At 28.1% G+C, this 943-nt stretch carries 1 protein-coding gene; it reads left to right on the top strand.

The window, feature by feature from the left end; translation table 11 throughout:
* Nucleotides 1-702 (top strand): IS630 family transposase (locus IQC44_RS11395; protein WP_198306477.1); only part of this gene is annotated, 702 nt, incomplete at its 5' end.
* Nucleotides 703-943: the final 241 nt, after the last annotated feature.

The raw sequence follows: 943 nt of genomic DNA, 5'->3' as shown, positions 1-943 counted from the left end.
CTTGATATTGATATGCCAATAAGTACAGTAGGAGATTATTTAGCAAAATGGCAATTTACTTCAAAGAAACCAATTAAAAGAGCATATGAAAGAAAAGATAGTGTTACAAAAGCTTGGTTAGAAGAAACATATCCAAAAATAAAAAAAGAAGCAAAAAAAGAAGATGCAGATATTTGGTGGGCTGATGAGACAGCTTGTCAAAGTTTACCCAATAACCTTAAAGGATATGCACCTATTGGAACACATAATAAGCCAGTACTAGAGCATACAGCAAAGAAATTTAAGATAAATATGATTAGTGCAATAACAAATACAGGTAAATCGATGTTTGCATTATATGATGAATCTATAAAGATTGATAGTTTTATAGAATTTTGTGAAAAAGTGATTGAATCAAATAACGGTAAAAAAGTATTTTTAATAGTAGATAACCTAAGAGTACATCATGCAAAACTTGTTAAAGCTTGGGAAGAAGAGAATGCAAAATATATCAAACTTTTTTATCTACCTGCATATTCACCAGATTATAATCCAGATGAATATTTAAATCAAGATTACAAACAAAGTGCTAATAAATATGAATTACCAACAAGTCAAAAACAAATACGTAGTAATACAGAAAAATATATGTTATCTCTTCAAAAAAATCCACAAAAAGTTGCTAACTTTTTTAAACATCCAAAGGTTAAATATGCAAGTTAAAATTCAGATTATTTATTAGGGGAGTAATAGATGGAATTTATCTTTTTATATTGGTGGAGTAAATGATTTAAAATTGAAATCTGTACCAGAAATATATAAAAACAATCTTGATAAACTAAGAAGTCATAAATGCTGTCAAGTGCAATCCAAAAATGTACCAAAGCGCAGTGGAAAAATGTACCACTTTGTAACACCTATTTGTTAGAAATATCTAACAAGCCTGCTTCTCTTTTTTGTTTTA

This window comes from Arcobacter vandammei, from assembly GCF_016106035.1.
GTDB lineage: Bacteria > Campylobacterota > Campylobacteria > Campylobacterales > Arcobacteraceae > Aliarcobacter > Aliarcobacter vandammei.
Note: the sequence above shows the minus strand (reverse complement) of the source record. Positions and strands in the feature narration are given on the sequence as shown.